The organism is Streptomyces sp. WZ-12 (genome assembly GCF_028898845.1).
Lineage (GTDB): Bacteria > Actinomycetota > Actinomycetes > Streptomycetales > Streptomycetaceae > Streptomyces.
Genome location: NZ_CP118574.1, coordinates 8,012,943 through 8,029,759, shown reverse-complemented (window position 1 = coordinate 8,029,759; position 16,817 = coordinate 8,012,943). Strand labels below are relative to the sequence as shown.

Annotated in this window: 16 protein-coding genes; 8 read left to right on the top strand and 8 right to left on the bottom strand. The window is 71.6% G+C overall.

All coding sequences use genetic code 11. From position 1 onward, the window contains the following. Positions 1–51: 51 nt before the first annotated feature. The 3 genes from PV796_RS35170 to PV796_RS35160 are packed head-to-tail and all read right to left on the bottom strand — an operon-like array spanning position 52 to position 4,114. Positions 52–213, bottom strand: a complete 162-nt coding sequence (locus PV796_RS35170; RefSeq protein ID WP_274917791.1) for a hypothetical protein — start codon at positions 211–213, stop codon at positions 52–54. Then, positions 192–3,131, bottom strand: a complete 2,940-nt coding sequence (locus PV796_RS35165) for a lantibiotic dehydratase (RefSeq protein WP_274917790.1) — start codon at positions 3,129–3,131, stop codon at positions 192–194. The genes PV796_RS35170 and PV796_RS35165 overlap by 22 nt, the downstream gene beginning before the upstream one ends. Continuing rightward, the gene (locus PV796_RS35160; RefSeq protein WP_274917789.1) at positions 3,128–4,114 is read right to left on the bottom strand and encodes a thiopeptide-type bacteriocin biosynthesis protein; all 987 of its coding nucleotides are present in this window, start codon (positions 4,112–4,114) and stop codon (positions 3,128–3,130) included. The genes PV796_RS35165 and PV796_RS35160 overlap by 4 nt, the downstream gene beginning before the upstream one ends. A 411-nt stretch (positions 4,115–4,525) precedes the next feature. Between PV796_RS35160 and PV796_RS35155 the strand changes: the two genes are divergently transcribed. Next, positions 4,526–4,909: an SH3 domain-containing protein gene (locus PV796_RS35155; RefSeq protein WP_274917788.1), complete on the top strand. Its 384-nt coding sequence runs from the start codon at positions 4,526–4,528 to the stop codon at positions 4,907–4,909. A gap of 174 nt (positions 4,910–5,083) precedes the next feature. Here PV796_RS35155 and PV796_RS35150 read toward each other — a convergent pair whose 3' ends face one another. Continuing rightward, positions 5,084–5,917 (bottom strand): class I SAM-dependent methyltransferase, encoded by an 834-nt coding sequence (locus PV796_RS35150; protein WP_274917787.1) that lies wholly within the window; start codon positions 5,915–5,917, stop codon positions 5,084–5,086. 178 nt (positions 5,918–6,095) lie between these two features. Between PV796_RS35150 and PV796_RS35145 the strand changes: the two genes are divergently transcribed. Then, on the top strand, positions 6,096–6,683 hold the full coding sequence (locus tag PV796_RS35145) for a TetR/AcrR family transcriptional regulator (RefSeq protein ID WP_274917786.1): 588 nt from the start codon (positions 6,096–6,098) through the stop codon (positions 6,681–6,683). An 81-nt stretch (positions 6,684–6,764) separates the two neighbouring features. Here PV796_RS35145 and PV796_RS35140 read toward each other — a convergent pair whose 3' ends face one another. Then, positions 6,765–7,346: a GNAT family N-acetyltransferase gene (locus tag PV796_RS35140; protein WP_274917785.1), complete on the bottom strand. Its 582-nt coding sequence runs from the start codon at positions 7,344–7,346 to the stop codon at positions 6,765–6,767. 116 nt (positions 7,347–7,462) lie between these two features. Here PV796_RS35140 and PV796_RS35135 point away from each other — a divergent pair, with 116 nt between their 5' ends. After that, entirely contained in the window at positions 7,463–8,692 is a 1,230-nt protein-coding gene (locus PV796_RS35135) for a permease (protein ID WP_274917784.1), read from the top strand. A 92-nt stretch (positions 8,693–8,784) separates the two neighbouring features. On the opposite strand, the gene PV796_RS35130 is transcribed toward PV796_RS35135, so the two are convergent. Beyond that, entirely contained in the window at positions 8,785–9,189 is a 405-nt protein-coding gene (locus tag PV796_RS35130; RefSeq protein ID WP_274917783.1) for a cupin domain-containing protein, read from the bottom strand. Positions 9,190–9,578: 389 nt separating this feature from the next. Between PV796_RS35130 and nsrR the strand changes: the two genes are divergently transcribed. The 5 genes from nsrR to aac(6') all read left to right on the top strand — a co-directional run bounded on the left by nsrR (position 9,579) and on the right by aac(6') (position 13,533). After that, positions 9,579–10,031 carry a nitric oxide-sensing transcriptional repressor NsrR gene (nsrR, locus tag PV796_RS35125; RefSeq protein WP_274917782.1) on the top strand — a complete coding sequence of 151 codons (453 nt, stop codon included), beginning with the start codon at positions 9,579–9,581 and terminating at the stop codon, positions 10,029–10,031. A gap of 134 nt (positions 10,032–10,165) precedes the next feature. Then, the gene (locus tag PV796_RS35120) at positions 10,166–11,383 is read left to right on the top strand and encodes a globin domain-containing protein (RefSeq protein WP_274917781.1); all 1,218 of its coding nucleotides are present in this window, start codon (positions 10,166–10,168) and stop codon (positions 11,381–11,383) included. 255 nt (positions 11,384–11,638) lie between these two features. After that, positions 11,639–12,100 carry a hypothetical protein gene (locus PV796_RS35115; protein WP_274917780.1) on the top strand — a complete coding sequence of 154 codons (462 nt, stop codon included), beginning with the start codon at positions 11,639–11,641 and terminating at the stop codon, positions 12,098–12,100. Positions 12,101–12,238: 138 nt separating this feature from the next. Next, positions 12,239–12,682, top strand: a complete 444-nt coding sequence (locus PV796_RS35110; protein ID WP_274917779.1) for a GNAT family N-acetyltransferase — start codon at positions 12,239–12,241, stop codon at positions 12,680–12,682. Between the two features lie 377 nt (positions 12,683–13,059). Beyond that, entirely contained in the window at positions 13,060–13,533 is a 474-nt protein-coding gene (gene aac(6'), locus PV796_RS35105; protein ID WP_274917778.1) for an aminoglycoside 6'-N-acetyltransferase, read from the top strand. A 1,038-nt stretch (positions 13,534–14,571) separates the two neighbouring features. On the opposite strand, the gene PV796_RS35100 is transcribed toward aac(6'), so the two are convergent. Beyond that, positions 14,572–15,015, bottom strand: coding sequence for a hypothetical protein (locus PV796_RS35100; RefSeq protein WP_274917777.1), 444 nt, complete (start codon positions 15,013–15,015; stop codon positions 14,572–14,574). A gap of 13 nt (positions 15,016–15,028) precedes the next feature. After that, the gene (gene ctaD, locus PV796_RS35095) at positions 15,029–16,741 is read right to left on the bottom strand and encodes an aa3-type cytochrome oxidase subunit I (protein ID WP_274917776.1); all 1,713 of its coding nucleotides are present in this window, start codon (positions 16,739–16,741) and stop codon (positions 15,029–15,031) included. Positions 16,742–16,817 lie beyond the last annotated feature (76 nt).

Sequence of the window (16,817 nt, the reverse complement as noted above, 5' to 3'; positions counted from 1 at the left end):
CCGTATTGACGGAGAATCAGCGAACTGTCACCCCCATCGATACGGGCCCCGTCAGCAGTAGTACGCGGAGCAGTAGGGCACCGACTCGCACCCGCCGACGTCACTGCACAGCAGGGTGATCCCCTGGGCGTCGGGCAGTTCGGACTCGGTGATCCGGGCGTCCAGGTCACCAATGAGGTCGTCGAGGTCGGTCAGTTCGATGGTCGTGGGCACGGTCGTCCTCCTTGACTGGGTGTTCCGTTCCGCCCCGGTGGTCGCCCGCCCGAGCGGGGTCCGGGGGCGTCTGTGGCCTCGATACGAGGCGGTGGTGCGGCCAGCCAGTCGCGCAGCGGCGCGGCGGCGCGGGCCGCCAACTCCTCGGGGCGGGCGTCGTGCGGCACCCTGAGGTGTAGTTGCGCCGCGACCGGCGCGCCGTGGTGCACCGCGTCGCGGACCGGCGAGCGACCAGGCTCCGGCAGGGCCTCCTCGATGATCAGCGCGCCGTCCGACGTTGCGGCCCGCAGCCGCTCCACCGTCCGCAGGGCCGGCAGCGCCGCCAGGTCCACCGGTACGGGCTTGCCGGCGGGCGTCGTGCGGGCGAAGCAGAAGCGGGGCAGCCGTCGCGAGCGGCGGAGCGCGGCCAACGCGGTCACCTTGTCCGCCTCGGGGGCGTCCGTCGGCCAGAACTCGTCGCCCCGTAGCCGCCACTGGGCCGGACTGACCACCAGATCCCCGCCGACCGACAACCGGGGCACCCGCCCGGCCTCGGGGAACGCGCCGATCAGCCCGCCGAGTTGGACCATGTGCCGGGCGGCCGGATGCGTGGCCGTCATGAGCAGCCGGGTGAGCCGGTCGTAGGGCGGGGCGGGGGTCCGGGTCGCATGGTGCACGGGGAGGATCCGCATCCCGTCCGCCTCGGCGATGAACCCGCCGTCCTCGGAGCGGAGGGTGATGCGGTCGAGTGGGAGATGCCGGACGGGAGGGACGCCGCCGGCCTCGCCAACCGTCCGCGCTTCCCCACAACTCCCGTAGTACATCGCCAGGTTCGGATCTCCGGTACACCAGTTCGTCAACACGGGGCGGCGTACGGCGTTGGCGGCGCGGGGGGCCAAGGGGGGCACCAGCAGCTCGACGAAGCGGACGCCCGCGGCCCGTTCGACGGTGGTGAGGAAGGCGCGGTAGGCGGCCGGGTTGGGGTAGCCGCCGTGGGTGACTGGGTCCGGGGACCCGTTCCGGGCGGCGTGCAGGCTGTGCAGCGCCTCGGCGAACCGGGCGTCGAGCACCCCGGCCGGAGAGACCGATTCCAGGACGGCGACCGGCCCGGCCGTGGTCAGCGGACGCAGCAGACAGTCCGCCGGCCAGGCCGCGAGCAGTGGCGGTTCGGCGACCGGGGCGTCCCACGCGTCCAGCAAAGCGCCGTCCAGGTCGATCCGTTCCGCGTCGAGACGGGCGGCGAGGTGGGCGAGAAGCCGGGCGTATCCGGAGTCGGCGGTCCGGGCGGGGTGCCATCCCGTGTAACGGCGGCGGGTGGTGCGGACCGTAGCCGTGTCTCCCGTGGACCCGGTCGCATCCGCGGGGTCGTCGGGGGACGCGGTCAGCAGGTCGGCGACCGAACGCGGGGTGGGGCCGATGCCCAACGCCTCGACGGGCGACCACTGGTTGGGATCGGCCGCCGCTGCCGGGGTGTGGTCGGCGGAGCGCAGCGCGGACAGGCGGGTGGCGAGCCGCAGGCCGCGGGTGATGCGGGCGAGGGCTACGGGGTCGAGGGCGGTGTCCACGGCGCGGTAGGAGTCGACGAACCAGATGGTGTCTGGGGTGCCTTGGTGCGGCGGGGGCGCGGGGTGGCGGTGGTCGCCGTTCACCGGGGTTGCGGGATCGTCGTCGGCGGTGTGGAGGAGCGCGGCCGGGGCCCAGGCCGGGTGCCGCAACCGGGGAGCGGCGCAGCGCTGGAGGACGCCCAACTTCAGCAGATGCGCGAGGAGTCCGCGTAGCGCGGCAACGGCCCGTCGATGGGCGTCGCCCTGTGCGCCGTGCTCCGCGGGACGCAACCGCACGGTCAGCAGCGCCTCGATCTCGGCGAGCGGGCGCGGGCCGGTCACCAGGGCCGCCAGGACCAGGTCGAGGACCGGCGTGCGGCGCAGTTCGACCCGACGCAGGCGCGCGCCGTGCTGGCCGGTGTCGACGACCGCGCAGCGCAACAGGCCGGTGGGCATCGGGTGGTGCAGCGGCGTCAACGCGAGGTGCGTGGCGGGGCCGAGGGCGACCGGTTCGGCGGTCCGGAGCCGCTCCCACAGCAGATGGACGTTCTCCATGGCGGTGGTGGCAAACGCACCCGCCTGCACGGACGGATCGACAAACGGGCCAACGAGGTTGAAACCGCCAGGGTTTGGGATGCCGAGCGCGCCCGATCGGGCGTCGAGCCACCCGGCGTCCGGACCGGTCGGAGCGCCGCCCGGAGCCCTGACCTGCACGGCGGCCAACTGCCCCAGCCAGCCCCGCGGAGTGGTCTTGGCGGCGGCCCGGGCGACCACCCGCCACACGTAACCGGTGTACTTGCGCAGCCGTCTGCCGTGCCAGGGTTCGCCCGCCGCGGCCCGCCGCTCGAAGTCCGCGGCGATCCGGGGTGCGGTGGCGGCGAGGTGGTTCCGCAGTACGGGATCGGCGTGCAGCAGGTCGAGCGCCAACCGGCCGACCCGTTCGCGCTCGGCGGCCACCGCGGCGACGAACCGGTCCCGGGCGACACCCAGCCGTAGCGCCGCGTCACCCAACTCCACCAGCTCACCGGAGAGTTGTGGATCGACGCCGGCCACCGCCGCCAGCACGGCGTCGTCGGCGTCCCCCGGGGCGCAGCCGGCGTGTAGTCGACGGCGGAGGGCGAGCACCGCCCCGCGGGCGGCGGCGGGTAGCTCCGGGGCCGGGACGACGGCCGCGCCGAGCCGGTCTCCCAACGCCCCGGCCCGGGCCGCCTGGCGCTCGCCCTCGTCCGCCAGGTCCGCGGCGTGCGCGAACAGCGGGGCGTTGCCGGCCGAGGCCCACACCTCCCCCGGCAGCCCCGCGAGCCGCAACAGCGCGGTGCCACCCAGGGTTTCGGCGGGGGTCGCGTCACCTACCAGGGGCCGGGCCCCCACGGCGTCCAGCGGCCGGCGCATCATCGCGCCCCCTCGTCCCCGGCGAGCGCCTCGGCCAGCAGGCACTGCCGGGCGTACGACATCCGCGCGCGGTTCCAGTGGAAGATCACGGCGAAGGCGGCGGCGCGCCGCGGGCCGGTGGTGGCGGTGCCCGACTCGAAGTAGCCGGTCCGCCACTGCCGTGCCGCCTCGCCCACGGCCGCCGCCCGCTCGGCGAGCGACTCCCGCTCCTCCCCCGGGAACGACGCGAGCATCTCCTCCCCTGACCGCTCCCAGAACAGCCGGATCCCCTCGACGGCGCGCTGCCATCCCGCCCGTTCCCCACCCCCGGCCTCCTCGCCATGGGCGCCGTCGGGGAGTCGGCGCCCAGTGTCCTCCCGCACGGCTTCCCACACGCCCCGGTGTTCCCAACCCACCACTCCGAGGCCCGAGATCACCTCCCGCAACAGCAGCAGCGACACCCGCCAGGCCGCGGCCTCTCCCCGGGGGCCGGGACGGCGGGCATGGTGGTCCAACCAGGCCAACGAGTCCACGGTGAACAGGCGGTGCACGTGCCCCATCGACGCATGCCCGCCGAAGAGGTACTGCTCGGGCTCGTACACCACGCCCAGCGGCGGCAGTCGCCACCCGCCCCTTTCGACAAACCGGCGCTCCAACTCCGCCCGCAGCGCCCCGACTTCACCGTCCGACGCCTCGAACCTGACCCGCAGGCCGGGCTCCTTGTGCATGAAGAAGAAGTTGCGCGCCCGACCGGCGGCGAGCAGCTCGCGGGCCACGGCGTTCAGCCAGTCGTACACCGGGGGCTGGCGCTCCGGTTCCGGCGCGAGGTTGAACTGCACCCAGGAGGCCGCGGTCGACCGGTCCCGCGCTGCGGCCAGTCCGGCCTCGATGAACACCCGTCGGATGCGCGGGAGTTGGGCCGCGTCCACGTCGAGCGGAAGCCCGGCGAGCTGTCGGGCCACCTCGCCGCGGAGGCAGTCCGCAAGCAGGTCCGTGACCATCAGCATGTGCGTCCTCCGGCGCCGAGCACCGCCCCCACCCGCAAGCAGCGGCACAGGGGCGCGGGGGCCCATCCGCCCCGCAGAAACGAATTCCCCGCCCACGCCCCGGCAACGTCGCCATCCGGATTTTTCATATGATGAACAGTTGTGCGCCGGAGTCAATGAGGCTCATGAGGCCCGGGGTTCGGTCCAGTGGCAGTGCGACGCGAGCGCCGGCCCCCTCGCTCGCACCCGGCGGCCGACGGCAGCTCGGCGGCGCCCGGACCGCCAACCGGCAAACACCGCGCAGGCATTCGACGCGTTCCCGTCATGGTGAATTTCAGCCAACCGACGAGCCACCCGGGCACCGGCGCGGGCAGCCTGGCATCGGACCGACTCGTCCGGATCGCCGGACGGACCTCGACCAGGAGGATGGCCATGACACACCTCTCCACGTTCCGCAGGGGCGCCGCCGCGTTGGCGAGCGCGGGGCTTCTCTGCGGTGTCCTCGGCACTGGCGCGGCGGTGGCCGCGAGCCCGGCTTCGCCCCCCGCGGCCACCGCCCACGGCCCGTACGAAGGCCGCGTCATCGCCAGGCACGAGCTGACGGTCCGGACCGGACCGGGCACCGACTACCGGGCGGTGGGTTCGCTCCGGCACGGCGAGGTCGTCACCCTCGTGTGCAAGGTGAACGGCCAGCACGTGCGCGGCAATCCGCGCTGGTACAAGCTTCGTGGGGGCCGTTACGCATGGGCCTCGGCCCGCTACATCCGCCCCCTCGGCGCCGCTCCCGGCTGGTGCGCCGACCGCCCTCACCGCTGAGCCCCGCTTACGGGCGTCCGCCCCGGCCATGCGCGTTGGCCGGGGCCGTCGCCCGCCCCGGCCAACGGGAGGCCCGCGTGCCGTACGGCACGCGGGGGCGCACCGCAGGTACGTGCACCTCACGCAGGTGCCTACGGACGCGTACGGGTACGCACAGACACGCGCGGCAAGCGATCAGACCACGGTCACGGACCGGCCGGGCCCGGCGCGTACGGCCGTGACCGCCACCGTCGCGTACCGCATGGTGAAGCCGCCGCCGGCCGCGTCGATGGCGGCACCGACCCCCGCCAACACCTCGTCCAGCGCCTCCGGCGGAAGCCGGGTGAAAGGTCCCTGAGTGGGCATCTGATCCAGCCACGCGTCCCGCGTGTAACTCCACTCCCAGTCGACCCGCCACTGCTCCGGCTCGCCGAACCCGCCGGCCGTCCGGATCCCGTCGGCGATCCCGGCGAACCGCCCCTGGTAGGCGTCGAGCGCCCCCGTCGCCATCGCCGAGAAGTCGAACGGCGCGTCGGGCAGCGCCCGTTGACAGGCCGCGGCGACGGCCGCCCCGATCTCGGGCGGAAAGCGGAAGACGTTCCAGAACGGCGCCAACCGGCCGCCGGGGCGCAGCGCCCGCGCGGCCCGGGCGGCGCCCGCGACCGGATCGATCCAGTGCCAGGCGGTGCCGGCGACCACCGCGTCGAACTCCCGGCCGGCCGGGTCCCAGTCCTCGAACCGCGCCACCTCCGCCGTGCCGCCCAGTCGCCGGGCCACCTCGGCCATCCGCGCGTCCGGCTCGACCCCGAGCACCCGACAGCCGGCCGCCTCGAACTGCCGGGCGACGATCCCCGTACCGCAGCCGACGTCGAGCACGTCGAGACCGGCCCGGCCGGCGACGATGCGCTGCACGAGGGCGTCGGGATAGCGGGGCCGGGTGCGGTCGTAGCGTTCCGCGTCCGTGCCGAACGACTGGGCCAGCTCGCTGCGTTGACGGGGATCGGGCCCCGAAGGCGGCATAGTGGGCATGCGCCCACTATGGTGGGCACGTGCCCACTCGTCAATAATCAGTGACGGGACACCACCCTCACCGGTCAGGACGCCGGGGCAGGAAGGCAGTCAGGAGGGTCCCTCACGGGAAGGACGCCGGCATGGGAACAACACCGGTGCCGAAACGGCCGGTTCGGGAAGAAGGGACGGATGCGCGGTGCCGACTGGGGTCGCCCTCCGCGATGCGCGGGAGCAGTTGTTCGACGCCGCCGAGCGGATACTGCTCCGGGACGGGCCGAACTCCCTGACCAGCCGCGCGGTCACCACCGAGGCGGGGTGCGCCAAGGGCGTACTGCACCGGCACTTCGACGATTTCGACGCCTTCCTCGCCGACCTCGTGCGGGACCGCATCGGCCGGATCGACCGCCAGGCCGTCGCGCTCCGCGCCTCCGCGGGGAGCGGCACGGTCGCCGACCACCTCACCGAGGCGCTGACCACCGTGTTCGGCACGGTCGCGGTGGCGATCGTGGGGCTGGTGATCTCCCGGGACGGGCTGCGCGCCCGGTTGCGGCAGGCGGGCTCCTCGGGCGTCCCCGTCCTCGCCGAGGCCACCGCGATGCTCGCCGGATACCTGTCCGCCGAGCGGGAGTTGGGCCGCATCGCGGCGGACGCCGATGTCGACACCCTGGCGCCCACCCTGATCGGCGCCGGGCATCTCCTGTTCGCCGACCGGGAGGCCGGCCCTCCGACGACCACGGCCGTCCGCAAGGTCGTGGCAACGGTGTTGGCGGGGGTGGCGGGCTAGCCGGGGGCACGCCCTGGTGTCCGGCGGCCGGTTGAAGCGGGCCGGGTGCAGCCGAGCACGGTCATCGGTCGCGGGCTTGCTTCACCAGAGCATGTCGATGTCTCCCGGATGGAGGGCGATTCGACTGTCCTGGAAGGACGCGCGGTGCCGCCGCGCCCGCGGCGAGAAGAAGTCGGCCATGGTGACCTTGTCGAACCCGGGCCCGTCGCTGGGGAAGGGGGCGCCCGGCGTTCCTCCGACGAGGACCGCGCCCACGAGGCACTGCCAGCCGGCGCTCTCGTAGAACGCCCGTAACGTTCGGTCGCAGGTGAACAGCCCCAGGTCCAGGCCCTGATCGGCCATCGCCTCCCGCGCCGCCGACACCAGGCGCCGGCCGTGCCCGCGACCACGCGCCTCGGGGTGCGTCACCACGGTGCTCAGGCCACCGGCGGCATAGCACCGACCGGCGTGGACGATCTCCTTGGTCAGGACGTCCAGCGCGGCGAGGACCGTACCGCCGTCCACCAGCAGCATCGACACCGGCCGCAGCGCGGGGTCGTGGACCGGTGCGCCCGGCGGTGCGGCCGGGGTGCCCGTCGACGGCCAGGCCAAGTCCTGGAGCTCCGCCACCTGAGCGCGGAGCCCGTCGGGAGTGGCCGCTTCGGGAAACGTGAGGATGTGCACCGGCCGATTCTCCTCCACCTGCGGGCGGGCCTGCCCGGCGGCGGTGCCGGGCAACGGCCGCCGCCCCCGCGCGTGTCCGTCATCGACCGCCCCCGCCTCACGGGAAGGATGCCGACATGCACGCCGCCCCGCACCTCGCTCTGGACACCTCCCCGCACCCCACTCCGCACACGGCCCCGCATGCCGTCCTGCATGCCCTGTCCATCACCGGTTCGATGACGTGGGAGATCACCTGGGCGCTGATCCTGGGGTTCGCCCTGTCCGCCGTCGTCCAGGCGGTGGTCCGCAGGTCCACCGTCGTCGCGCTCCTCGGCGACGACCGGCCGCGCACCCTCGCCATCGCCGCCGGGCTGGGCGTCGCCTCGTCCTCCTGCTCGTACGCCGCGGTCGCGCTGGCCCGCTCGCTCTTCCGCAAGGGAGCGAACTTCACCGCCGCGATGGCCTTCGAGATCGCCTCTACCAACCTCGTCGTCGAACTCGGCGTCATCCTGGCGCTGTTGATGGGATGGCAGTTCACGGTCGCCGAGTTCGTGGGCGGGCCGGTGATGATCGTGGTGCTGGCGGTGCTGCTGCGGCTGTTCCTGCGCGAGTCGCTGCTGCGCGAGGCCCGGGCGCAGGCCGAGCGCGGACTGGCCGGCTCGATGGAGGGGCACGCCGCGATGGACATGTCCGTCCGGGGCCCGGGCTCCTTCCTCCGCAGACTGTGCTCCCCCGAGGGCGTCACGGCCACCGCACACGTCTTCGTCATGGAATGGGCGGCGATCCTGCGGGACTTGGTGATCGGCCTGCTGATCGCCGGCGCCATCGCGGCATGGGTGCCCGACGCCTTCTGGCGCTCGTTCTTCTTCGAGGGCCATCCACGCGCCGCCAAGCTCTGGGGGCCGGTCATCGGCCCGCTCGTCGCGATGGCCTCGTTCGTCTGCTCCATCGGCAACGTGCCGCTCGCCGTGGTGCTGTGGAAGGGCGGCATCAGCTTCGGCGGGGTGGTGGCGTTCATCTTCGCCGATCTGCTGATCCTGCCGATCCTCAACATCTACCGGAAGTACTACGGCACCCGGACCGCGCTCCTGCTCCTCGGCACCTTCTTCCTCTCGATGGTGGTCGCCGGCTACGTCGTCGAACTCGCCTTCGGCGGCCTCGGGTTGGTCCCTGACCAGGCCCGGGCGAGGATCCCCGCGGAGGGCGTCTCCTGGAACTACACGACCTGGCTGAACATCGCCTTCCTCGGCCTGGCCGTCGCCCTCCTCGTCCGCTTCTTCCGCACCGGCGGCCGGACCATGCTCCGCATGATGGGCGGCAACCCTGCCAACGGGAACCAGGAGCAGGGCCAGGGACAAGGGCAGTGACAACGGCAATGACGGAGCCAGGGGGCAGTCCGGGCCACGGGAGCGACAGCGGCTCAGCGGCATAACCCCCAAGACTGAGCGACCGCCCGTCGTCAGCCCCTACGGCTCCGGATCTGCATGCCGGGGCGGCGGCGGTGAACCGTGAGGTACGCCAACCCGTTCCGGCCCGCGGTCAGACTGCGGCGGGAGCCGTGCGGCAACCACAGCAGCCCGCCCTCGGCGAGCGGTTCCCGACCCTGGTCCGTGTCCACGGCCCCGTCACCGGCCACGACGTAGAGGAGCACGTCCAGATCCGGTTCGACGTGCGTATTGATGTGGCCCTCCGGCGGGACCCGTACCAAGTTGGCGTCGAGCTGACGACCGGACTCCGCCAGCCGCCACAGCGCCCCGGTCGGCGCCGGATCGACGGCGGCGAGTTCCTGGGCGTCGCAGAGCAGCCGCGGAACCGGGGCGCCGGCCGAGGCGGCGGGATCACCGGCGTGCGGGGTGTCAGCCATCAATGGTCACCATCCGTTGCGTGTCCATGTACGTACACACCCAGGTGCGTACGCATCCCTGCGCGCGCTCGCCCGCGGACGGTCATACGCATCCCCTCTCGCCCCTGAACGCCCACGAGCACCTCCGTTTACTCTGTCCGCATCTATTCGCATTCACAGCCATTCCCCGCCCCTCTCCGACGCCCCCCGCCGGCGAGCTACCACACAGTGACGCGGATGACACATACGACACTGATGACACGGGCGGGACAGGAGAGGGCAGGGCAGGGCAGGCAACACGGGCCGCACAGGTGGCCCCTCAAACGCGAACCCCACCCGGATTATCCCGGAGCGCCCCCGGACATCCCCCTGAATGTGAACCTAACATGCACATTTGATAGCCTCATGGCGTGCGGTTGACGAAGTTCACTGATCTGGCGCTGCGCGCAGTGATGCGCCTGGCCGTCGCCGAGCCCGGCGACTCCTTGACCACCCGCGAGGTGGCCGAGGCGATGGACGTGCCGTACACCCACATGGCGAAGGCGATCAGCCGACTCCAGCACCTCGGCGTGGTCGAGGCCCGTCGCGGACGTGGCGGCGGTCTGGAGTTGACCACACTGGGACACCGGGCCTCGGTGGGCTGGCTGGTGCGCGAACTGGAAGGCGAGGGCGAGGTCGTCGCCTGCGAGGGCGACCCCCCGTGCCCGCTGCGCGGAGCCTGCCGACTACGCCGGGCGCTCCGCGAGGCGCAGGAAGCCTTCTACGCCACGCTCGACCCGCTCACGGTCTCGGACGTGGTGGCGTCGCCCACCGGCCCGGTACTGCTCAGCCTCACCATCCCGGGCAGCCCACGCCCGGACTGAGCCCCCGCACACCCCGACCCCAACCATCACTCCCCACGACAGCCCCCTAGGGGCGCCCGCGCGCCCTGACCCTCGCCCTTAAATTGGCAAACGATCTACGAATTATCTGGTCACCCTCACTCCTGGAGGTACCCGTGCTCTCCGAGCAGTCCACCCCCGTCATACGCGCCACCCTGCCCGCCGTCGGCGCCGCCATCGAGGACATCACCGACCTCTTCTACCGGAAGCTGTTCGACACCCATCCGGAACTGTTGAGAGACCTCTTCAACCGCGGCAACCAGGCCAACGGCGCCCAACGGCAGGCCCTGGCCGGCTCGATCGCGGCCTTCGCCCGCACCCTGGTGGACCACCCCGGCACCTTGCCGGAGACGATCCTCGGCCGGATCGCGCACAAGCACGCCTCGCTCGGCATCACTTCGGACCAGTACAAGATCGTCCACAAGCACCTGTTCGCGGCGATCGCCGAGGTCCTCGGCGAGGCCGTCACCCCGCAGGTCGCGGCCGCCTGGGACGAGGTCTACTGGCTGATGGCCAACGCGCTGATCGCCATCGAGGCCGGCCTCTACGCACAATCCGGCGCCGCCGAGGGCGAGGTGTGGCAGCCGATGACCATCGTCGAGCGGAGCGCCGAGACCCCCGGCGCGCTCGCCCTCACCCTGCGCCCGGCCGACGGCACCCCGGCGCGCCCGTTCCGGCCCGGCCAGTACGTCAGCGTGCAGGTCCAACTCCCCGACGGGGCCCGGCAGATCCGGCAGTACAGCCTCTCCTCTGCCCCAGATCGCCCGGAGTGGCGGATCTCGGTCAAGCGCGTCGAGGCGGGCGCCGGCCCGGCCGGCGAGGTGTCCTCCTGGCTCCACGAGCGGGCCCGCGTCGGCGATGTGCTCACCGTCTCCGCCGCGTTCGGGGACCTGACGCTGGCCGACGGCGACGGCCCCCTACTCCTGGCCTCCGCCGGCATCGGCTGCACCCCGATGCTCGCCATGCTCCACCACCTGGCCGCCACCGGATCGTCCCGCCCCGTCACCGTCGTCCACGCCGACCGCACCCCGGCCGACCACGCGCACCTCGATGAACTGCGCAGCCTGGTCGACGAGTTGCCGCACGCCGCACTACACCTGTGGTACGAGGAACCAGACGCCCAGGCCCCGGCCCCCACCACTCCGGCCCGGGTCTCCAGAGGGCGCGCAGACGTCAGCACGCTCCCCCTGCCGCACGACCTCACCGCCTACCTCTGCGGCCCCCTCCCCTTCCTCCGCACCATCCGCGGCGACCTGCTGCGCCACGGAGTCGCGCCCCAGGCCATCCACTACGAGGTGTTCGGCCCCGACCTCTGGCTGGCCGCCGACCAGTAACCACCGAAGACGCGCGCCGCGCACGCACCGACCGACGCCCCAAGCACGTCGGTACGTGCGCCCCGAGCACACCCAACGGGCCAACACACCAACACGGGCCGCGCAACGCACACAACTGGACATGCAAAAACGGCCGTTCAGCAACACAGCGATGCCCGCATGCACGCAGGCAGACAGATGGACAACAGCAACAGCAACAGCAACAGCAACAGCAACAGCAACAGCACGTAACGACCCGAGAGGACGACACGCCCCATGCACACCCTCCACGGCACCTCGGCCTCAGCCGCGACCGCCGTCGCCGTCGCCATCGCCGTCACCTTCGTCTGGCTCGGGATGGTCCTGGCGATCTCCTTCCTGGAGGCGCCGTTGAAGTTCCGCGCCCCCGGCATCACCGTCCCCCTCGGACTCGGCATCGGCCGCCTCGTCTTCCGAGCCCTCAACACGGTAGAAGCCGTCCTCGCGTTGGCCCTCGTTCTCGCCGTCGCCCTGGGCTCCCCCACCGCCCTGATCACCGCACTGACCGCCCTCGCCGTGCTCCTCCTCGTCCTCCAGCTCGCCGCGATCCGCCCCACCCTCAACCGCCGCTCGGACCGTGTCCTCGCCGGCGAGGATGCCCCTCGCTCCCGAGCCCACCTCTTCTACGTCGCCGCCGAACTCGCCAAGGTCGCCACCCTCTTGGCCCTCGGCATCCTGACCCTGCGCTCGGCGGTCTGAAATACCAGGGGCCCGCGCCGGAACGCACCAATCCTCAACCGAGCCCGCCGCCCCGCACTCCATCGCCGGCCGCAGCAACTCAACCGACTCATGGGTATGGCATTGACGGCCGCGAACTCCCCGGGTTTTCCTTCTCCGATGTCCGACCTCCGCATCGCTCAGCCGGTCCACAACACCGAGCTCGCAGACTGGCAGCACGTCCACAACACCGTCATCCCCACCCACGTCCTCTCCCTGGACGACGTGCGGGACCGCGCCGGGCGGAACCACCTGGAGGTCGCCTACCTCGGCAACGAACTCGTGGGGTGCAGCACGGTCCGCCCACCGGCGAGCGGCACCGGGGCCGCCACCGTGATCGCCCGTGTGCTCGCCCCGCACCGCGGGTGCGGCTTCGGAACGGAGCTGTACGAGCGCGGACTGCGGCTGGCAAGGGAGTTGGGGGCTCAGACGATCGAGACGGTGGTGCTGTCCTCGAACGAGGACGGACTACGGTTCGCCGAGAATCGCGGTTTCGTCGAGACCGAGCGGTACCTGCTCCCCGGTGACACCATTCCATGGATCGACTTGCGGCAACCGTCCTGAAGGCCGCGGCCACCCACCCCACGGCAAGGGCGCGGACGAACTCCGGTCTGCAACCGCAACCAACCCGGATTGTCAGTGGTGATCGGTACCGTCGTGTCATGAACTCCGATCAGATCACGCCCGGCAGCACCTACACCTCGACCACCCCGCCACATCCCCACGCCAGATGCGCGACTCGCCGTCGTGCTCCCCGAGCGACCCGACGATGACTTGGCCGGTCTGATCGAGTCCGCCGGAATGAGCCTCGTCTACGAGGACGGCGACAAGTTCGTCGGCTGGCCCATGGTGCCCTAGTCCTGGTCAGACCACCGGCCGCCGGCTTGGGTGCCAGTGTGCTGAGCGCTGAGGGGCCCGCGCCTCCCGGGATAATGACGTGCATGGAGTTGCGTGGAGACAGGGTCGTGCTGCGGTCGGTGGCGGGCGACGATCACGAGGTCCTCGACGGGATCGTGCGGGAGCCAGAGGTCGCCGCGTGGTGGTCACCTCCGGAGGACTTCGAGGGCATGCTCGCCGTGGTCTTCGAGGGCGGGGTGATCGGGGCGATCCAGTTCGACGAGGAGAACGACCCCGAGTTCCGTCGTGCCGGCATCGACATCTTCCTGACCGCGCGACAGCACGGAAGGGGGCTGGGGACCGATGCCGTACGCACGTTGGCCCGGTGGCTGGTGCACGAACGCGGCCACCACCGGCTGACCATCGATCCCGCCGCCGCCAACACGGCGGCAGTCCGCAGCTACGGCAAGGTCGGGTTCAAGCCCGTCGGCATCATGCGGGCGTACGCACGCGACCACCGGACGGGCGCCTGGCAGGACGGACTCCTCATGGACCTGCTCGCCGACGAGTTGACCTGATCCGGGCGGCTGGCCTGCCGACCGCGCGGCGTTCGAGGCATCGGACGATTCCACGGGGCGCATCTTCTCCGCACCGAGGTGTCATCGCGGAATGATCTCCGCGTGATCTTCGGGGCTCATCGCAGCCCGTTTCGTCGTCGGCAGATGGTGCCCTTCAGCTTGTCTCCGGGCTCCCGCGAACGCGAGTGATCCGAGGAACCGGGTCTGCTCATGCTCCACGTGGTGTCCAACTCGGCCAGGGCGGCCAAGGCTTCGGATCGGTGAGCGTCCTATGGCGGCCTCGTGGCGTGCAAGGTTCGCAAAACCGCACTTGAGTTGATGCTGCACCCAGCATGTCGTTGCTCACCGGTCGGCCCTTCCCGTGTGCCGGACGCATCCTTCGTGAGCCCGTGCCGCGAAGACACGTAGGCGTTCGCACTGGCGTGAAGGGCAAGTCAGCGGCTCTCCGTCACCCTGTCCAGGACCTCCCAGACAGCGCAAAACGGGAGTTGGTGGCCGCGGCACCGCATCGGTGATCGTCTGACGGTGCGAGCAGCGGGAGCAATTGGATTCGTCAGCGTTGCCCGATGATGGCCGAAATGCGCCCAGGAGGCCGGTCCGGCCTCGGCTCGGTCTCAAGGGTGGGTGGGAAGTGGTCGAGAAGTACGGGAGCGGTCCAGGAATCCCCTCACGATCTGGAGTCAGGCAGCAGTGATTTACCTCCCGACGCCTACGTGGCCGGACGTTCCCAGTCCGGTGGCCGGCTGTGAACAGTGCCGTGCGCTGCGACAACAACGCGTCCTGGCACTGCGGCGGAGCGACGGCAGTGCCGCGAGCGACTGCAATGTGCTGATCCGCCGCCACCATGTTGAGGCTCATCGGTGACGGCGGAGTAGTTGACGGCGCGGCGGTTGGTAGCGGGGCGGTTGGCCGCGGACCACCCTCATCGTCTGCGGGCCGATGACGGTGGAGAGGAGGTGGGGGTGGGGACGGGGGTGGACGCCCACCTGGCCCACCCCCAGCTCCAGCCCGAACCCCACCCCGCCCCCACCCCAAGCCTCAGCGCCCCGCCATCCCCCCGATCAGCACCGCCGCCAACGCGCCGCCCGCCACCACGTATCCCGGCAGGAACCACCGGAGGAAGCGCCGGGTTTGGCTGGGCGGGCCGGCCGTGGGGGCCGGTATGCGGAGGGTGTTCCAGGCCCGGCGGGTGGTGCGTTGTTCATGGGTGCGGCGGGCGCGGGCGAGGACGGCGAGGAGGAGGGCGGTGGCCGCGCCGGCCACGGTGAAGGTGCCCAACACCCGCCAGGGGGCGGCGGCCAGGAGGAGCGGGGCGCACAGGGCGATCGTGGCCCAGGTGGTCAGGCAAGCGGCGGCCGACAGGCGGCGGGAGGCGGGGCGGTCGGGGCCGGCGCGCAGGTCGGCCGCGGCGGGGAGGTACCAGACGCAGCCGGCGGCGCTCAGGCTGGTGGCCCCGAGGGCGAGGACGGCGGGTGACAACACGGCCGCTCCTTCCTCAGAGGTGGGCCGCGGGACGGGCCGGTTCGAGGGCGTCCGCGGTGGGGTGGTGGAGGTCGAAGGCGGGGGATTCGCTGCGGATCCTGGGCAGGGCGGCGAAGTTGTGGCGCGGGGGCGGGCAGGAGGTGGCCCACTCCAGGGAGCGGCCGTAGCCCCAGGGGTCGTCCACCTCGACCTTCTCGCCGTACTTGGCGGTCTTCCAGACGTTGTAGAAGAACGGGAGGAAGGAGAGGCCGAGGAGGAACGAGCCGATGGTGGAGAGGGTGTTGAGGGCGGTGAAGCCGTCGGCGGCGAGGTAGTCGGCGTAGCGGCGGGGCATGCCTGCGGCGCCGAGCCAGTGTTGGACGAGGAAGGTGAGGTTGAAGCCCGCCGTGAGCGTCCAGAAGGTGATCTTGCCGAGGCGTTCGTCGAGGAGCTTGCCGGTGAACTTGGGCCACCAGAAGTGGAAGCCGGCGAACATCGCGTAGACCACGGTGCCGAAGAGCGTGTAGTGGAAGTGCGCGACGACGAAGTAGGTGTCGGAGACGTGGAAGTCCAGCGGCGGGGAGGCCAGGATGACTCCGGTCAGGCCGCCGAAGACGAAGGTGACCAGGAAGCCGGTGGCCCACAGCATCGGCGTCTCGAAGGAGAGCGAGCCCTTCCACATCGTGCCGATCCAGTTGAAGAACTTCACCCCGGTGGGGACGGCGATGAGGAACGTCATGAAGGAGAAGAAGGGGAGCAGCACGCCGCCGGTGACGTACATGTGGTGCGCCCAGACCGTCACCGAGAGGCCGGCGATGGAAATCGTCGCCGCGATCAGGCCGACGTAGCCGAACATCGGCTTGCGGGAGAAGACCGGGATGACCTCGGAGACGATGCCGAAGAACGGCAGGGCCAGGACGTAGACCTCGGGGTGGCCGAAGAACCAGAAGAGGTGCTGCCACAACAGGGCGCCGCCGTTGGCCGCGTCGAAGACGTGGGAGCCGAACTTGCGGTCCATCTCCAGGGCGAACAGCGCGGCCGCGAGGACCGGGAAGACCATCAGGATCAGCACCGCGGTGAGCAGCACGTTCCAGGTGAAGATCGGCATCCGGAACATCGTCAGGCCGGGGGCACGCATGCAGATGATGGTGGTGATGAAGTTGACCGCGCCCAGGATGGAGCCGAAGCCGGAGAGTGCCACGCCCATGATCCACATGTCGGCGCCGACGCCGGGTGAGTGGACGGCGTCGGAGAGCGGTGCGTAGGCGAACCAGCCGAAGTCCGCGGCCCCTTGCGGGGTGAGGAAGCCGGCGGCGGCGATCAGCGAGCCGAAGAGGAACAACCAGAAGGCGAGCATGTTCAGCCGCGGGAACGCCACGTCGGGGGCGCCGATCTGGAGCGGCATGAGCCAGTTGGCGAAGCCGGTGAACAGCGGCATCGCGAACAGCAGCAGCATCACCGAGCCGTGCATGGTGAACGCCTGGTTGAACTGCTCGTTGGAGAGGATCTGGGTGCCCGGCTGGGCCAGTTCGGCGCGCATCAGCAGCGCCATCAGGCCGCCGACGAGGAAGAAGACGAACGCCGAGACGAGATAGAGCGTGCCGATCTGCTTGTGGTCGGTGGAGGTGAGCCACTCCACCGCCTTGTGCCGACGCCGCGGCCGGGCCGTGCTGACCCGACCGGGCGCGGGCTCCCTGGCCGCTGTCGCCTGAACTTCCCAACCATCCACGGTGCTGTCGTCCTCCACCTAGAGAAAGCGTGATCTGACGGGAAGGAGCCAGGACCGGGAAGAGCCATCGACACGGGGGGAGACCCGGCCCTTC